At 69.3% G+C, this 15891-nt stretch carries 15 protein-coding genes; 12 read left to right on the forward strand and 3 right to left on the reverse strand.

The genetic code is table 11. From position 1 onward, the window contains the following. Positions 1–14 precede the first annotated feature (14 nt). The 7 genes from BLT45_RS01300 (at position 15) to BLT45_RS01330 (ending at position 6214) form a co-directional block, all read left to right on the forward strand. Positions 15–491 carry a SixA phosphatase family protein gene (locus tag BLT45_RS01300; RefSeq protein WP_093294149.1) on the forward strand — a complete coding sequence of 159 codons (477 nt, stop codon included), beginning with the start codon at positions 15–17 and terminating at the stop codon, positions 489–491. After that, a complete protein-coding gene (locus tag BLT45_RS01305; RefSeq protein WP_093294152.1) occupies positions 488–1069 on the forward strand; it encodes a YceI family protein in 582 nt (193 codons plus the stop codon). The genes BLT45_RS01300 and BLT45_RS01305 overlap by 4 nt, the downstream gene beginning before the upstream one ends. Next, complete coding sequence (locus BLT45_RS01310) at positions 1066–3024, forward strand: phospholipase D family protein (protein WP_254771758.1); 1959 nt, start codon at positions 1066–1068, stop codon at positions 3022–3024. The genes BLT45_RS01305 and BLT45_RS01310 overlap by 4 nt, the downstream gene beginning before the upstream one ends. An 89-nt stretch (positions 3025–3113) precedes the next feature. Next, a complete protein-coding gene (locus BLT45_RS01315; protein WP_093294155.1) occupies positions 3114–3542 on the forward strand; it encodes a hotdog fold thioesterase in 429 nt (142 codons plus the stop codon). Between the two features lie 64 nt (positions 3543–3606). Then, positions 3607–4404 (forward strand): lysophospholipid acyltransferase family protein, encoded by a 798-nt coding sequence (locus tag BLT45_RS01320; protein WP_093294158.1) that lies wholly within the window; start codon positions 3607–3609, stop codon positions 4402–4404. Between the two features lie 91 nt (positions 4405–4495). Further along, complete coding sequence (locus tag BLT45_RS01325; protein ID WP_175455790.1) at positions 4496–5485, forward strand: YheT family hydrolase; 990 nt, start codon at positions 4496–4498, stop codon at positions 5483–5485. 117 nt (positions 5486–5602) lie between these two features. After that, entirely contained in the window at positions 5603–6214 is a 612-nt protein-coding gene (locus BLT45_RS01330) for a YbhB/YbcL family Raf kinase inhibitor-like protein (RefSeq protein WP_093294164.1), read from the forward strand. 13 nt (positions 6215–6227) lie between these two features. Here BLT45_RS01330 and BLT45_RS01335 read toward each other — a convergent pair whose 3' ends face one another. The 3 genes from BLT45_RS01335 to BLT45_RS01345 form a co-directional block, all read right to left on the reverse strand. Next, the gene (locus tag BLT45_RS01335) at positions 6228–7598 is read right to left on the reverse strand and encodes a hypothetical protein (protein WP_175455680.1); all 1371 of its coding nucleotides are present in this window, start codon (positions 7596–7598) and stop codon (positions 6228–6230) included. A gap of 107 nt (positions 7599–7705) precedes the next feature. Then, the gene (locus BLT45_RS01340) at positions 7706–8524 is read right to left on the reverse strand and encodes an META and DUF4377 domain-containing protein (RefSeq protein WP_093294170.1); all 819 of its coding nucleotides are present in this window, start codon (positions 8522–8524) and stop codon (positions 7706–7708) included. Between the two features lie 62 nt (positions 8525–8586). Next, a complete protein-coding gene (locus BLT45_RS01345) occupies positions 8587–9381 on the reverse strand; it encodes an undecaprenyl-diphosphate phosphatase (RefSeq protein WP_093294173.1) in 795 nt (264 codons plus the stop codon). A 211-nt stretch (positions 9382–9592) separates the two neighbouring features. Here BLT45_RS01345 and glnA point away from each other — a divergent pair, with 211 nt between their 5' ends. The 5 genes from glnA to ntrC all read left to right on the forward strand — a co-directional run bounded on the left by glnA (position 9593) and on the right by ntrC (position 15835). Next, positions 9593–11002 (forward strand): type I glutamate--ammonia ligase, encoded by a 1410-nt coding sequence (gene glnA / locus BLT45_RS01350; RefSeq protein WP_093294176.1) that lies wholly within the window; start codon positions 9593–9595, stop codon positions 11000–11002. Between the two features lie 431 nt (positions 11003–11433). Beyond that, entirely contained in the window at positions 11434–11772 is a 339-nt protein-coding gene (locus BLT45_RS01355; RefSeq protein WP_056880236.1) for a P-II family nitrogen regulator, read from the forward strand. A gap of 15 nt (positions 11773–11787) precedes the next feature. Next, positions 11788–13290: an ammonium transporter gene (locus tag BLT45_RS01360; RefSeq protein ID WP_175455682.1), complete on the forward strand. Its 1503-nt coding sequence runs from the start codon at positions 11788–11790 to the stop codon at positions 13288–13290. Positions 13291–13350: 60 nt separating this feature from the next. Then, positions 13351–14403, forward strand: coding sequence for a two-component system sensor histidine kinase NtrB (locus tag BLT45_RS01365; protein WP_093294178.1), 1053 nt, complete (start codon positions 13351–13353; stop codon positions 14401–14403). Further along, a complete protein-coding gene (ntrC, locus tag BLT45_RS01370; RefSeq protein WP_093294181.1) occupies positions 14393–15835 on the forward strand; it encodes a nitrogen regulation protein NR(I) in 1443 nt (480 codons plus the stop codon). Before BLT45_RS01365 ends, ntrC begins: the two co-directional genes overlap by 11 nt. Positions 15836–15891 lie beyond the last annotated feature (56 nt).

The following is a 15891-nucleotide window of genomic DNA, read 5'->3' on the forward strand; positions in this document are numbered from 1 at the left end:
GGAGCAAGCGTCCCATGCGTGAACTCATCCTGCTGCGCCACGCGCATGCCGAACCGGCCACCACCGGCCAGTCCGACCTGGACCGTCCCCTTTCGCCGCAGGGCCTGGCCGAGGCCGAGTCGGTCGCGGCCTGGTTGAAGGACCAGGGCCTGGTGCCCGATCGGGTGCTGTGTTCGCCCGCGCGCCGGGCGCGCGAGACGCTGGAAGCGGTGCTGGGTTCGATCGGCTATGTCGAACAGCGTCTGGAAGAGCGCATCTACGAGGCCACGCCGGGCACCCTGGCCGACCTGGCCGACCAGCATCGCGAGGCCGAGCGCCTGCTGATGGTGGGCCACAATCCCGGCTTCGAGCAGCTGGCGGCGCTGATGTATTCCGGCGTGACCAGCGAGTACCGCGGCATGCCGCCGGCCGGCGTAGTGGTGCTGACGCTGCCGGTGGACGCCTCCATCGAACCGGGCGTGGCGCAGCTCTCCGCTTTCTGGTGGCCATGACGCAGGTGACTGCCGGTCTGCGGCTGGCCGCGCTGGCCGTAGGCGCGCTGCTGGCCGCGCCGGTGCTCGCGCAGGGACGCAACGACTTCGACCCGGCCAACACGCGGCTCGGGTTCGAACTGCGCACGCGCTGGGGCCAGGTGCTGGATGGCGTGTTCCGCCACTACGAAGGCTCGGTGGAGCATCTGCCCGACGGGCGCCAGCAGGTGCGCCTGCGGATGTACACGCGCGATGTCGACATCATCGATCATCCCCGCTACAGCGATTGGGCGCGCAGCGAGAAGTTCTTCGACGCCGACCGCTACCCGGTGGTCACCTTCACCTCCAAGCCCTATGACCCGATGCTGCTCTACGACGGCGGCGAGCTGGAAGGCGAGCTGAGCATCAAGGGCATCAGCCGTCCGCGCAGCCTGGACGTGGCGCCATCGACCTGCCAGCGCCCGGCGGTGGCCTGCGACGTGGTCGCCACCGGCGCGGTGCGCCGCAGCGACTACGACATGGACGACTGGATGCTCGCGGTCAGCGACCGCGTGGTGTTCGTCCTGCGCGCGCGGATCAGGAGCGGGAAAACGCCGTGAACCGCCGCAGTGCCGCCGTGATCGCCGCGCGTTGCGCGGTCCTTTGGCTCGCGCTGCTGTGCAGCGCCTGCGCCAGCCTCTCCGACCGCCAGCGCGACCGCGCCGCCGGCATCGCCGCCGCGGCCCGCTCGCAGGTGGTCGATTGCACGCAGGCCGATGCCTGCGCATTGCGCTCGCCGTTGTACGACCTGGGCGACCAGGCGCGCGCGGCGTCCACGCCGGAGGCCCCGCGCCACTACGCGGTCATCCTGGACCAGGGCTCCGACGCATTGCTGGCGCGGTTGAACCTGATCCGCAGCGCACGGGAACGCATCGACCTGCAGACCTACATCTTCGACAAGGACGACAGCGCCCGGCTGGTGCTGGACGAGTTGCTGGCCGCGGCACGGCGCGGCGTGAAGGTGCGCCTGCTGATCGACCAGCTGTCGGCGATCGCGGACCTGGAGATCCTCGCCGCGCTATCCGGCGCGCACGAGAACTTCGCCATCCGGATCTACAACCCCAGCTTCGGCAAGGCCAAGCTCAACTACCTGGACTACGCCGGCAGCGTGCTCTGCTGCTTCCGCCGCTTCAACCAGCGCATGCACACCAAGCTGCTGCTGGTGGACGGCCGCGTCGGCATCAGCGGCGGCCGCAACTACCAGGACGACTATTACGACTGGGACGCGGAATACAACTTCCGCGACCGTGACGTCCTGGTCGCCGGTCCGGAAGCGGAGGCGATGTCGCGCAACTTCCAGTCGTTCTGGGACGCCCGGCGCAGCGTGCCGGCCGAACGGCTCAACGACGTGGGCCGCACGCTGCTGGACGCCGGCGTGCCGGCCATGCCGGCGCCGCGGTACCTGCGTCCCGAGCGCGTGCGCGCCGCCAGCGAGGAGGCCAGCGACGCCGCCGTCATCCGCGAGCGCTTCGTCGATACCGCTTACCCGGTCGGCGCCGTGCGCTACATCGCCGACCTGCCGCAGAAGCACCGCCGCGAGCGACGCGACGACGATGCGCCGGCGGCGCCGGAGCTGGAGGCGCTGATCCGCGGCGCGCACTCGGAAGTGCTGCTGCAGACGCCCTACCTGGTGATGTCGAAGCAGGCGCAGGCGATGTTCCGCGAAATGCGCCAGCGGCAGCCGCCGCCGCAGGTGGTGGTGTCGACCAACAGCCTGGCGGCCACCGACAACCCGATCGTGTACTCGATGTCGTTCAAGTACAAACGCCGCTACCTGCGCGAGTTCGGCTTCCAGATCCACGAGTACAAGCCCTTTCCCGAAGACGCGCCGGTGGACTACGCCACGCTGATGCCGGAAGGGCCGCCGTTGGCGCCGGACGCCGTCGCCGCGCGCAACGACGGCGTGCGCGGGCCCTCGGGTTCGATCGGGCCGTCGTCCGGATCGCAGGGCGAGACCACCCGCCGCCTGCAGCGCACCGAGTCGCGGCCTTCGTTCCTCAGTCGAGGGGCCGGCGCGGAGCCGCTGCCGCTGAAGCGCGCCGGCGTGCGCATGGGGCTGCATGCGAAGTCGATGGTGATCGACGGCGAGACGGCGGTGATCGGCACGCACAACTTCGATCCGCGTTCGGAAACCTACAACACCGAGGCGGCGGTGGTGATCGACGATCCCGCGTTCGCGCAGGCACTGGCCGCCAGCATCCGTCGCGACATGTCGCCGCGCAACGCGTGGGTCATCGCCCCGCGCGCCAAGCCGGTCGTGTTCTCGGGACTGGATTACAGCCTGGGCAAGGTGTCCGAGGCGTTGCCGATCTTCGACATCTGGCCGTGGCGGTACGCGACGAGCTACCAATTCCAGCCCGGGCCCGACTGCCCGCTGCCGGTGACGCCGAAGGATCCGGCATTCCATCGCTGCTACGTGTCGGTCGGCGACTTCCCCGAGGTCAATGTCGGCCCGAAGTGGCTCTACACGCGCATCCTGACCGCGTTCGGCGCCGGACTGGTGCCGATCCTCTGAACGCGGGGTCCACCCGGCGCGGCCTGGCCCTTCGGGTGTCGCGCCGGCTGCCGTAATCTTGGGCTTTCCCCTTCGGATCCCGTTCCGCCATGAGCTTCCGCGCGCCCGTCGACCTCGCCGCCCTGAACGCCCACGCCGCCGACACCCTGGTGTCGAACCTGGGCATCGTCATCACCGGGGCGGGCGACGACTGGCTGCGCGGCACCATGCCGGTGGACGTCCGCACGGTGCAGCCCTACGGCATCCTGCACGGCGGCGCGTCGGTGGCGCTGGCCGAGACGCTGGGCAGCATGGCCGGCAACCTCTGCGTGGACACGACGAAGGAGATGGTCGTGGGCTTGGAGATCAACGCCAACCACGTGCGCGCGATGCGCGGCGGCGTGGTCACCGGCACGGCACGCGCGCTGCACGTGGGTCGCAGCACCCAGCTGTGGGAGATCCGTATCGAGAACGACGAGGGCAAGCTGGTCTGCGTCTCGCGCCTGACCCTGGCGGTGGTGCCGGTGCCGAAGGGGTGATGCCCGGCGCGGCGATCGGTCGCGGCGCATTCCGCTGGGGCCGGGCATCCGGTATCGTGGCGGCATGACGCCGCCCCCTGTTCATGTTGCCGGCGGCAGCGGCGTGGCGCGGCTGTTCCGCTACCTGTACCGCGTGCCGCTGTTGCTGATCCACCTGCTGGTCTTCCTGCCGATCATCCTGCTGTGCCTCTCGCCGCTGCTGGTGTGGATCCGCGTGGGCGACGAGAACGTGGGCGACGTGGCCGTGCGCTGGTGGTCGAGCGGCCTCATGCGCATCTTCGGCTTCCGCCTGCGCCGGGTCGGCACGCCGCTGGTCGGGCCGACGATGTTCGTGGCCAACCATGTCAGCTGGATCGACATCGAGGCGCTGCACAGCCAGCGCATGATGGGGTTCGTCGCCAAGCACGAGATCCGCGGCTGGCCCGTGGTGGGCTGGCTGGCGGCGCAGGGCCAGACCATCTTCCACCAGCGCGGCAGCCAGGAATCGCTGGGCGGCGTGCTGCAGGCGATGATGCGGCGGCTGCGCGAAGGGCGTTCCGTCGGCGTCTTCCCCGAGGGGCGCACGCGCGACGGCCGCGAGGTCGGCCCGTTCCATGCCCGCATCTTCCTGGCCGCGGTCGAAGCCGGCGTGCCGGTGCAGCCGGTCGCGCTGCGTTATGGCGCCCATGGCAGCGCGCAGCCCGTGGTGGCGTTCGGGCCGAAGGAAAGCTTCTTCGCCAACTTCCTGCGCCTGCTCGGCGAGCCCGCGCGGACGGCGGACATCTGTTTCCTCGAACCGATCCGCATCGCGGACGTCGAAGGGCGCCGGCGCATCGCCGACCTGTCGCGCGAGCGGATCGTACGGGCCATGGCGGCCGCCTGATCCATGGCCTTGACGGGTTTCCGACGGAGTCGAAGGAATACTCGGTCCCGCGGTGCCATGCTCGGCCCGACGCTGCCGCGATGACCCGATGATCACTGCCGCCGACTACCGCCCGCCCCGCTGGCTCCGCAATCCGCACCTGCAATCGGTGCTGGGTTCGAGTGCGCTGCGGCGCCGACGCGGGCTGCGCGCGCTGGCCATCAGCGGCGCGGTGACCGTCGAGCACATCGTCGATGGCGGGGACGGCGTGCGGCTGCAGGGGTTCCTCAGCCAGATGCCGGGCCGCGATCCGCGCGGCCTGGTGTTGCTGCTGCACGGCTGGGAAGGCAGCGCGGATTCCAGCTACATGCGGCTGACGGCCGCCCAGCTGCTGGCGCGCGGGTTCGATGTGTTCCGGCTGAACTTCCGCGACCACGGCGACACCCACCACCTCAACGAGGACCTGTTCCACTCCAACCGGCTGGACGAAGTGGTGCACGCCGCCGTGGACGTGTCGCGGCGCTTCGCCGGTGAGGTGCCGATGCGGGTGGCCGGCTACTCGCTGGGCGGCAACTTCGCGCTGCGCCTCGCGCTGCGCGCGCCGCAGGCCGGACTGTCGCTGGCGCACGTGGCGGCGGTCTGTCCGTTGCTGGATCCGGCGACCACGATGACGCGCATCGAGAACGGACTCCCGTTGTACGACTGGTACTTCGCGCGGAAGTGGCGGCGCTCGCTGCTGCGCAAGCGCCACCTGTTCCCGCAGCGGCACGACTTCGACGACACCGTGCTGGCGCTCGACATGCGGGCGCTGACCGATTGGCTGGTCCAGCGGCATACGGCGTTCGGCACGCTGGACGCCTATTTCGACGGCTACGCGATCGGCGGCGACCGGCTGGCCGGCCTCTCGGTGCCGGCGCACATCCTGATGGCCGAGGACGATCCGGTCATCCCGTTCGATACCTTCCGCGGCTGGGCCTTGCCGGCGCAGGCCACGCTGGAGATCGCCCCGTGGGGCGGGCACTGCGGTTTCATCGAGAACGTCGCCTGCGACGGTTACGCGGAGCGCTGGGTGGCCGAGCGGCTGGCCGCCGGCGTCGCCTGAGGCCCCTTACAATCGAGGCGTGCACGAGCAACGTGGCCGGCATCCGTGCTGCGGGGCGCACCCGTACCCGGCGTGATGCGCGGCATCAGGCCTTTATCCTTGCGACAGGAGCCGCGCATGCGTCTGTGGAGCGACAGTTTCGAGAACACCCGGCCCATCCCGTCCGAATTCGCGATGGGAAAGCCCGACGGCTTCGCCGCCAACCGCAACCCGCACCTGGCGTGGTCCGACGTGCCCGACGGCACGCGCTCGTTCGCCCTCCTCTGCATCGACCCCGATGCGCCGACCGTGCCGGAGACGGTCGGCCGCGACGATCTGCAGATCCCGGTCGAACAGCCGCGCGCGCATTTCATCCACTGGGCGATGGCGGACATCGCCCCGGACGTGCGCACCATCGCGGCCGGAAGCTGCAGCGATGGCGTTACCGCACGGGGCAAGCAGCACCCGCAGGGGCCGGCCGGTGCGCGCCAGGGGTTGAACGGCTACACCGGCTGGTTCGCCGGTGATGCGCAGATGGGCGGCGACTACCTCGGTTACGACGGTCCGTATCCGCCGTTCAACGACCTGCGGGTGCACCGCTACTTCTTCCGCCTGTTCGCGCTGGACGTGGCCACGCTGGACCTGCCCGCGCGCTTCGCCGCCGCCGATGTCGAGCGTGCGATGCAGGGCCATGTGCTGGCCGAAGCCGCGGTGCATGGCACCTATACGTTGAATGCCGAGCGGGCCTGAGCGCCGTGCGGCGTCAGTCGCCGTCCTGCCTCCAGTGCGTGCGCCCATCGCTTTCGATGATGAGGCAGGTTCCGGTCGATGGGCATTCCCGCGCCACGCTGATGCTCTGCAGCGGAACATCGAGTCGCCACGCAAGGCCCCACCCGCCGATGGCGTAGAAGCGTTGCTCGTCCGCGACGGCCACGTGCAGGGGCGTCGCGGGCGTGGGCTGCCGCTCCAGCGCCTGCAGCGTGGCCTCCGCCCAGCGCGCCCGCCCGATCAGGCCCGGGTGGTCGAGACGGCGCGTGCCTTCCACGGCGATCCATGAGGACAGCGCCACGAGCGCCGCGACCGCGAGCGCGCGAGGCGTGCCGACGATGCAGCGCGCCATCGCGATGACGGGCAGGATCGCCGCGATGGCGGCGTAGTACTCGTAGCTGTTCCAGGCGAACAGGAAGTAGGGCCCGTACGCGAGTACCGCGAAGGCGGGCAGCGCCAACCACTGGCGCACCACCAGGGCCCTGCGGCTGCACCAGAAGGCGAGCGCCCAGGCGGCGAGCATCGGCAGTGCGGTGGCCGCCATCCAGGCCAGCCCGGCGGCACGATCGCCCGCGACCACCATGCGCAAGGCTTCGCGCGGCACGTTCAGCAGCCATGCGGCGAACGACGCCGCGTTGCGCACGACGTGGCTGCCGAACCCCAGTTCGTAGGCGGCATCGGTGTTGGCGGTGAAGCGTCCGCGCAGCACGAGCCACGCGACGACCACGGCTACGGTCGCCAGCCAGGCGAGGATCTCGTCGGCGCGCGGTCGACGGACGCCGACGAACAGGGCGACCACGATCATCAGGCCGGGCGTGAGTGCCGCGGACTCCTTGCAGAGCAGGGCGAGGGCGAGCGACACCGGCACCGACGCGAGCAGGGCGACGCGCACGCGCCCTCGCGCATCGCGTGCGCCGATCCACGCGGCCAACGCCAGCGTTGTGAACAGGGTCAGCATCGCGTTGTTGGCGGCCGCGGCCCAGTGCACCGGCATGAGGTGCATCGTCAGCGTGCCATACATCGCGGCGGCCAGCGCGGCGATCCATCCCGCCGGGGTCCATGCGCATGCCCGCGCGACGCGGTGCGCCAGCAGCGCCACGCCCAGCGACGCGAGCACATGGAAAGCCAGGTTCACCGCGTGCGCCGCGAAAGCGTTGCTGTCCAGGGCGGCATCCACGAAGCGCCAGTACGCCTCCTGCGACAGGGGCCGCCAGAAGCGCACGGGCGACGTGGGCCAGAAGTCCGACCACCACGGTGCGCCACTCGCGTTCGTCGCATGCGCGGCATGCAGGAACACGTAGTCGTCGCCCCAGAAAGGCGTCCATAACGCGGGCAGCCACAGGGCCAGCGCTGAGGCGGCCAGCAAGGCGACGGCAACGCCGGTGAAAAAGGGGGCGTTCCTTGCGAAGCGCATCAGCGATGGATCCATTCCGGCGACGCGCCACTATACCGGCGGCGCGTCACCCGAAGGCATCACTTCTTCTCGCTGGCGGACTCCACCACCATGTCGAGCACGTAGGCGCGATTGGATGCGTCCGCCGGCGGATTCTTCACCGTGTAGCGGTCCACGCGCAGCACGTTGCGGATACCCGGTTCGTGCGTGTAGCCCTCGATGCTGTCGTAGAAGTGCTGGAACGCGCCGGGCGTGCCGACCTTCAGGCCCTTGTCGTCGTACCGGATCTCGCGGACCTGCAGGCATTGCATGTTCGGGATCAGCGGATGGTTGCAGGGCTTCGTTTCCGATGCCACTTCCAGGAACACGCGCTCGCCCGCACCGCCGTAGCGCGTTTCGGCGGTGGGTTCGCCGGAGAAGGTGAGCGTGTCGCCGCCGGCGGTGGTGAGGGTCAGCGTAGGCGCATCGCCGGACGCGGCCGTCGCCAGTTTCAGCGTGCCTTCCAGGCGCTTGCCGACTTCGTCGTCCAGCGCCATCAGCGTGGCGTCGGCGCAGGCCATCTTCGTCGACATCAGGCGTCCGGCGGTCAGCGAGCCGTCGGCCAGCGTGTAGCTGCCGCCCATGCGATTGCAGGTGTTGGAAATGCCGAGGCGGCCGTCGCGGAAATCCAGCGTGACCGGCTTGTCGGGCTGTACGAGCAGTGCGTCCAGACGCTGCCCCTGGGCATCGGTCGCGGACGTGAGGCGCCAGTGGTACTTCGGCAGTAACGCGGGGTCGGCGACGGGGGCCGCGGGCGCGGTCGCGGCAACCGGTGCCGCGGTGGGTGCGGCAACGTCATCGGCGGGCTTGGGGCAGCCGGCCAAGGCAAGGGGCAGGGCGAGCAACAGCAGTCGTTTCATGGCGTCATCTCCAAGGGTGGCCTATGCAAACGCGCGAGCGGTTGGAACGGGGTGAAGGGCCCTCAGCTTCCGACCGGCATCAGCAGGAGCAGCAACCCGCCCAGCACGATCCGGTAGATCGCGAACCCGGTGAACCGGTGCGCCTTGATGTAGCCCAGCAGCCACTTCACCACCACGAAGCCGGTGGCCGTTGCCGCGGCGAAGGCCAGGGCGACCTCGCCCCAGTTCTCGCTGCCCAGCGCGTTGTCCTTCACCAGCTCCAGGAAGGCGTAGGCGCTGGCCGCGAACATGGTGGGGATGCCGACCAGGAACACGAACTCCGCCGCCGACGAGCGCCGGCTGGTGCCGGCCAGCATCGCCATGAAAATCGCCGCGGCCGAGCGCGAGGTGCCGGGGAAGACGCCGGCCACGACCTGGGCCAGGCCGACCAGGACGGCCACCTTCCAGGTGATGGTGGCCACGTCGCCGCGTTTCTCGGCGAAATGTTCGGCCACCAGCATCCACACGCCACCCAGGATCAGGGCCCAGGCGATCGGGGTGACGGTCTCCGGCAGCTCCCAGCCGGCCAGGCGCACCGGCAGGCCGACGAAGGCGGTGACCAGGAAGGCCGCCGCCAGCTTCATCGCGTAGTCGCGGGTCTCGGCATCGCGCCAGCCGGTGGCCAGTTCCCAGATCCGGCGCCGGAACACCAGCGTGGTGGCCAGGATCGCGCCGGCCTGGATGACGATGTTGAAGAAGTCCGAGCGCTGGCCCAGCCAGTGCTGGGCGATCAGCAGGTGGCCGGTGCTGGAGACCGGCAGGAATTCGGTGAGGCCTTCGAGGATGCCGAGCAGCAGCGCGGCGAGCAGGTCGGTCATGGGCGCGGAGGACGGCGGAAAGCGGGAAAGGATAGTGGAAAGCCCGATGCACCGTTTCGGGGCTATACTCCGAAAAATAGCACCATAATGGGGATTGCTTGTGAAGGAATTGTCAAGCTAGCCATTCAAAATCAATGGCTTGGATCGATGTTGGGATTGGCACGGGGATTGCTGTACATCTGCACATCCTTATCCAACCCGAGGTTCCGAGATGTCTGTGGAGAATGTTGAAAAGCTGATCAAGGACAACAAGGTCGAGTTCGTCGACCTGCGCTTTGTCGACATGCGCGGTGTTGAACAGCACGTCACCTTCCCGGTCAGCATCGTGGACGCCTCGCTGTTCGAGGACGGCAAGATGTTCGACGGCTCGTCCATCTCGGGCTGGAAGGGCATCAACGAGTCCGACATGGTCCTGCTGCCCGACCCGAGCAGCGCCTACCTGGATCCGTTCTACGCCGATCCGACCCTGGTCCTGATCTGCGACATCCTGGACCCGGCCACCATGCAGGGCTATTCGCGCGACCCGCGCGGCATCGCCAAGCGCGCCGAAGCCCACCTGAAGGCCAGCGGCATCGCCGACGTCGCCTTCTTCGGCCCGGAGCCCGAATTCTTCATCTTCGATTCGGTGCAGTTCGCCAACGACATGGGCCACGCGTTCTTCAAGATCAATTCCGAGGAAGGCGCCTGGAATAGCGGCAAGAGCTACGACGGCGCCAACAGCGGCTACCGTCCGGGCATCAAGGGTGGCTACTTCCCGGTGCCGCCGACCGATTCGCTGCACGACCTGCGTGCCGAGATGTGCAAGACGCTGGAGCAGGTCGGCATCGAAGTCGAAGTGCACCACCACGAAGTCGCCACCGCCGGCCAGTGCGAGATCGGCGCCAAGTTCAACACGCTGGTGCAGAAGGCCGACGAACTGCAGCGGATGAAGTACGTGGTCCGCAACGTGGCCCACCGCAACGGCAAGACCGCGACCTTCATGCCCAAGCCGATCGTCGGCGACAACGGCAGCGGCATGCACGTGCACCAGTCGCTCGCCAAGGGCGGCACCAACCTGTTCACCGGCGACGGCTACGGCGGCCTGTCGCAGCTGGCGCTGTGGTACATCGGCGGCATCTTCAAGCACGCCAAGGCGATCAACGCCTTCGCCAACTCGGGCACCAACAGCTACAAGCGCCTGGTGCCGGGCTTCGAAGCGCCGGTGATGCTGGCCTACTCGGCGCGCAACCGTTCGGCCTCGTGCCGCATTCCGTGGGTCGCCAATCCTAAGGCGCGCCGCATCGAGATCCGCTTCCCCGATCCGCTGCAGTCGGGCTACCTGACCTTCACCGCGCTGATGATGGCCGGCCTGGACGGCATCAAGAACCAGATCGACCCGGGCGCTCCTTCCGACAAGGACCTGTACGACCTGCCGCCGGAAGAAGAGAAGAACATCCCGCAGGTCTGTTCCAGCCTGGACCAGGCGCTGGACGCGCTGGACAAGGATCGCGACTTCCTCAAGGCCGGCGGCGTGATGTCCGACGACTTCATCGATGCGTACATCGCGCTGAAGATGCAGGAAGTCACCAAGTTCCGCGCGGCCACGCACCCGCTGGAATACCAGCTGTACTACGCCAACTGATGCCGTCGCACGCGCCCATCGCCACGCAGGCGGAGGACCTTCTGAGGGTCCTCCGCAGCGCAGCGGTCGCGCACTGAGTTATCGCGGCGATGGCGACGGATCTCCCCTCCCACCCGTCGCCATCGCCGCACCCTCTCGGATGCATCGCATCGCGATGCGTCCGCCCGGTTGGGGAACCGGGGCAACACCGTCTTCGATTCCTGGAGATCGCACCAACGCTGTACTTGGGGAACCACAGGAGAGGTCCATGAACCGCAACTCCCTCCCACGTCACCCGTCTCCGTCGCATGTGATCGCGGCGGGCACGGATGCGGTTCATGCATCGCTCCGCACCGACAACGTGCACGCAGCCAGGGGGTCGCGCGCACGGGTGCCTTGAAACCGCCGGCCGGCTTCGGTCGGCCGGTTCCATCCACCATCGGGGTATGCGCATGAAACTGATCACCGCCATCATCCGGCCGTTCAAGCTCGACGAGGTCCGAGAGTCCTTGTCGCAAGCGGGCGTGTCCGGCATCACCGTGACCGAAGTGAAAGGCTTCGGCCGGCAGAAGGGCCACACCGAGCTGTACCGCGGCGCCGAGTACGTCGTCGATTTCCTGCCGAAGATCAAGATCGAAACCGTCGTCACCGACGAGCGACTGGATGCCGTCATCGAAGCCATCCAGCAGGCGGCCGGCACCGGCAAGATCGGTGACGGCAAGATCTTCGTCACCACCATCGATCAGGTCATCCGCATCCGCACCGGCGAAGTCGGCGCGGACGCGCTCTAACACTCGGAGACCCACATGAAGACTCGACTGTTCTCCGGGTGGAAGACCCGTGCCCAGATGGTGTGCCTGGCCGCGCTGTGCGGCCTGATGACGGTAGGCGTGGCCTCGACGGCGTTCGCCGCGCAGGACACCGCCGCCCCCACGACCGAAGCGCCCGCTGCCGATGCCGCCCCCGCGGCCGACGCCGCGCCTGCACCGGTCGAAGCGGCCGCCGCGCCTGCGGAAACCGTTGCGGCCCCGGCGGAAGCCGCTGCCGCGCCGGCCGAGGAAACCCCGGCCGCCGCGCCGGTGGTGGACAAGGGCGACGTGGCGTGGATGCTCACGTCCACGCTGCTGGTGCTGCTGATGGTGGTGCCGGGCCTGGCCCTGTTCTACGGCGGCATGGTGCGTTCGAAGAACGTGCTGTCCGTGCTGGTGCAGGTCATCACGGTGTTCTCGCTGCTGGTGGTGCTGTGGATCGTCTACGGCTACAGCCTGGCGTTCTCCGGCGAGGGCCAATGGCTCGGCAATCTGGACAAGCTGTTCCTGAAGGGCGTCGGCATCGACACGCTGGCCGCCACCTTCAGCGACGGCGTCAGCCTGCCGGAGTACGTGTTCGTCGCGTTCCAGTCGACGTTCGCCGGCATCACCGGCGCGCTGATCGTCGGTGCGTTCGCCGAGCGCATGAAGTTCGCCGCGGTGATCCTGTTCTCGATCATCTGGTTCACCCTGGGCTACCTGCCGATCGCGCACATCGTGTGGGCCACCGGCGGCTATCTGTTCGAACTGGGCGCGCTGGATTTCGCCGGCGGCACCGTGGTGCACATCAATGCGGGCGTGGCCGGCCTGATCGGCGCGTACTTCGTCGGCAAGCGCCTGGGCTACGGGCAGACCGCACTGAAGCCGCACAACGTCACCCTGACCTACGTCGGCGCGTCGCTGCTGTGGGTCGGCTGGTTCGGCTTCAACGCCGGCTCCAACCTGGAAGCCAACGCCGGCGCCGCGCTCGCCTTCATCAACACGCTGGTCGCCACCGCTGCCGCGGTGATCGCTTGGGCGCTGGCCGAGAAGATCTTCAAGGGCAAGTCGTCCGCGCTGGGCGTGGCCTCGGGTGCGGTCGCCGGCCTGGTCGGCATCACCCCGGCCGCCGGCCTGGTGGGTCCGTTCGGCGCGGTGGCCATCGGCTTCATCGCCGCCATCGCCTGCGTGTGGGGCGTCACCGGCCTGAAGCGCCTGCTGAAGGTCGACGACACCGCCGACGTGTTCGGCGTGCACGCCGTCGGCGGCATTGTCGGCGCGATCCTGACCGGCGTGTTCTACAACCCCGCGTGGGGCGGCCAGGGCGGTGAGGACTTCGACCTGGTGGCGCAGGTCATCAAGCAGGCGACCGGCGTGGGCCTGACGATCGTCTGGATCGGCGTGGTCTCGGTGATCGGCTTCCTGGTCGCCAAGCTCGTGTTCGGCCTGCGCGTGGCCGAAGACGCCGAGCGCGAGGGCCTGGACATCGCCTCGCACGGCGAATCGGCCTACGAGGCCTGAGGTTTGCCGGGGACGGCTTTGCACTAAACTGGTGCAATGTCGTCCCCGGACGTTTTCCCCATGCGATTCGAACCCACCACCGACGCCCTCAGTACGCCGGTGGCCTGGGCGGACGCCGACGGCCTGGTCCTCGGCGTGAATCCTGCCTTCGCCCGCTGGATGGGCGTCAGTACCCGCCGCCTGCTGGGACAACCGCTGGCGGCCCTAGAGATCGACGGCGACGCCATGGCGCGCTTCCTGGACAACACCGACCGCGACGTCCTACGCCTGCACCGCCTGGCGCTGGGCATGCCGGGCGAATCGCCCCGTTTCGCCGAAGGCTGGCTGTCCCGGCTGGACGGCGGCGGCTGGCTGCTGGAAGCCCATCCGGTCGACGAATTCCCCGCCCTGGACCCGACCCAGGCATTGCCCAATGCCCTGAGCGCCGCGCTCAAGGGCCTGGCCCACGAACTGCGCAACCCCCTGGCCGGCCTGAAGGGCGCCGCCCAGCTGCTGGCGCGCCGCGCCGTGCAGCGCGACGACAACGACGACGAACGCGAGCTGATCGGCCTGATCGAATCGGAGATCAACCGGCTCAACAACCTGCTCGAGCAACTGCTGTCGCCGGCCCCGCAACGCCCGCATGCACCGCTCAACATCCACGCCGTGCTCGAACGCGTGCTGCGCCTGGCCGAGAACGAGGGGGGCTGGTCCGTACGCCTGCAGCGCGACTACGACCCCAGCCTGCCGGAACTCGGCGGCGACGCCGACCGCCTGACCCAGGCGGTCTGGAACCTGGTCCGCAACGCCTTCCAGGCGGGCGCGGCCAACATCATCCTGCGCACCCGTGTCGAACACGGTTCGCGCATCCACGACCACCTGCATGCGATGGCGCTGCGGGTGGAGATCGTCGACGACGGCCGCGGCGTGCCGGAGGAACTGGCCGAACACCTGTTCCTGCCGCTGGTCAGCGGCCGTGCCGAAGGCAGCGGACTGGGCCTGGCCCTGGCCCAGCAGGTCGCCCGCGAGCACCGCGGCACGCTGACCTACCGCTCCCGTCCCGGCCACACGGTCTTCACCCTAATGCTGCCGCAGTCGCTGCACGACACCGACGAGGAACGTCATGTCCACTGATCGCCTGGCTGCGGCCACCCACGCCACCGACGCGCGCCGCATCTGGGTGGTCGACGACGACCGCTCGGTGCGTTTCGTGCTGGCCACCGCGCTGCGCGATGCCGGCTATTCCGTGGACGGCTTCGACAGCGCGGCGGCCGCCCTGCAGGCGCTGGGCGCGCGCGGTGCGCCGGACCTGCTGTTCACCGACGTGCGCATGCCCGGCGACGATGGGCTGGTGCTGCTCGACAAACTGAAGGCCACGCATCCGCAGCTGCCGGTGATCGTGATGTCGGCGTACACCGATGTGGCCAGCACCGCCGGTGCCTTCCGCGGCGGCGCGCATGAATTCCTGTCCAAGCCCTTCGACCTCGACGACGCCGTCGCGCTGGCAGCGCGCACGCTGCCCGATGCCGGCGACGCGGCCGAGGCGGTGCCGGAAGGCGATGCGCGCACCGCCACGCCGCAGCTGATCGGCGACACGCCCGCGATGCGCGCGCTGTTCCGGGCGATCGGGCGGCTGGCGCAGGCGCCGTTGTCGGTGCTGATCACCGGCGAGACCGGCACCGGCAAGGAGCTGGTCGCGCACGCGTTGCACCATGAGTCGCCGCGCGCGCGCAAACCGTTCGTCGCGCTCAACACCGCCGCGATTCCCGCCGAGCTGCTGGAGAGCGAGTTGTTCGGCCACGAAGCCGGCGCGTTCACCGGCGCGCAGAAGCGCCACATCGGCCGCTTCGAACAGGCCGACGGCGGCACGCTGTTCCTCGACGAGATCGGCGACATGCCGCTGCCGCTGCAGACGCGCCTGCTGCGCGTGCTGGCGGAGGGCGAGTTCTTCCGCGTCGGCGGCCGCGAACTGATCCGCGTCGACGTGCGGGTGATCGCCGCGACCCACCAGGACCTCGATGGCCTGGTCGCGGAAGGCCGCTTCCGCGCCGACCTGCTGCATCGCCTCAACGTGGTCCGCCTGCAGCTGCCACCGCTGCGCGAGCGCCGGGCCGACGTGCCGCAGCTGGCGGAGAACTTCCTGGCGATGGCCACGCGCAAGCTCGACATCGCACCCAAGCGCTTCGCCAATGCGGCGCTCGACCTGCTGCAGGCCTACGACTGGCCGGGCAACGTGCGCGAGCTGGAGAACGTGTGCTGGCGCCTGGCCGCGCTGGCGCCAGCCGACGTCATCAACACGACGGACCTGCAGGGCGCGCTGTCGCACGCACCGGTGGCCGGGGGCGGGCGCGGCGAATGGGACCATGCGTTGGCCGAGTGGGCGCGCCGTCGCCTGCTGGAAGGCGCGGAGTCGCTGCATGCCGAAGCGCGCGAGCGGCTGGACCGCACGTTGCTGGAAGTGGCACTCGACCTGACCCACGGCCGTCGCGCGGAAGCGGCGGTGAAGCTCGGCGTGGGACGCAACACCGTGACGCGCAAGTTGGGGCCGGGCCGCAAGCGCGGATGAAGCGGGCGGCCCGCTTTCATTGAACGTGAAGGTAGCCGCCGTTACGGTAGCGGGCC

Origin of the sequence: Pseudoxanthomonas sp. CF385, assembly GCF_900104255.1 — a bacterium.
Taxonomy (GTDB): Bacteria; Pseudomonadota; Gammaproteobacteria; order Xanthomonadales; family Xanthomonadaceae; genus Pseudoxanthomonas_A.

Coding starts and splice junctions, on each gene's coding strand:
- BLT45_RS01340 (WP_093294170.1), bottom strand. CDS start 8,524: ATGAAACGACTGCTGTTGCTCGCCCTGCCCCTTGCCTTGGCCGGCTGC.
- BLT45_RS01300 (WP_093294149.1), top strand. CDS start 15: ATGCGTGAACTCATCCTGCTGCGCCACGCGCATGCCGAACCGGCCACC.
- BLT45_RS01345 (WP_093294173.1), bottom strand. CDS start 9,381: ATGACCGACCTGCTCGCCGCGCTGCTGCTCGGCATCCTCGAAGGCCTC.
- BLT45_RS01360 (WP_175455682.1), top strand. CDS start 11,788: ATGAAGACTCGACTGTTCTCCGGGTGGAAGACCCGTGCCCAGATGGTG.
- BLT45_RS01305 (WP_093294152.1), top strand. CDS start 488: ATGACGCAGGTGACTGCCGGTCTGCGGCTGGCCGCGCTGGCCGTAGGC.
- BLT45_RS01315 (WP_093294155.1), top strand. CDS start 3,114: ATGAGCTTCCGCGCGCCCGTCGACCTCGCCGCCCTGAACGCCCACGCC.
- BLT45_RS01320 (WP_093294158.1), top strand. CDS start 3,607: ATGACGCCGCCCCCTGTTCATGTTGCCGGCGGCAGCGGCGTGGCGCGG.
- BLT45_RS01355 (WP_056880236.1), top strand. CDS start 11,434: ATGAAACTGATCACCGCCATCATCCGGCCGTTCAAGCTCGACGAGGTC.
- BLT45_RS01330 (WP_093294164.1), top strand. CDS start 5,603: ATGCGTCTGTGGAGCGACAGTTTCGAGAACACCCGGCCCATCCCGTCC.
- glnA (WP_093294176.1), top strand. CDS start 9,593: ATGTCTGTGGAGAATGTTGAAAAGCTGATCAAGGACAACAAGGTCGAG.
- ntrC (WP_093294181.1), top strand. CDS start 14,393: ATGTCCACTGATCGCCTGGCTGCGGCCACCCACGCCACCGACGCGCGC.
- BLT45_RS01365 (WP_093294178.1), top strand. CDS start 13,351: ATGCGATTCGAACCCACCACCGACGCCCTCAGTACGCCGGTGGCCTGG.